The 240-nt window shown below is 59.2% G+C and carries 1 protein-coding gene; it reads right to left on the bottom strand.

All coding sequences use genetic code 11. The features are described from left to right. Positions 1-18: 18 nt before the first annotated feature. On the bottom strand, positions 19-240 hold a 222-nt coding region (locus tag SB786_RS37520), incomplete at its 5' end, for a hypothetical protein (protein ID WP_410731749.1).

The following is a 240-nucleotide window of genomic DNA, read 5'->3' as shown; positions in this document are numbered from 1 at the left end:
GGCATGAAGGCATGAGTGTTACGCCCGCTTCGCCGTCAAATACGCAATCCGCTCGGCGCCAAGCTGCTTTCCGCTTTCAAAAATCGCGCGCATGCGCACTGCGAGATACGCGCGCTCGTCGCGTGTAAACGCCGTATCGAGAATCTCGTCCAAAGGCGGCGCCAACGGATGCGGCGAAGTGCGAATAAACATCTCCCAAGGCAGACAGTCCTCGGTGCGTACGTCGATAGGCAATGCCCG

Source organism: Burkholderia sp. SIMBA_062, assembly GCF_046534765.1.
GTDB classification, from domain to species: Bacteria; Pseudomonadota; Gammaproteobacteria; order Burkholderiales; family Burkholderiaceae; genus Burkholderia; species Burkholderia ambifaria.
The sequence above is the reverse complement of the archived record's forward strand: the minus strand, read 5'-3'. Positions and strand labels throughout refer to the sequence as shown.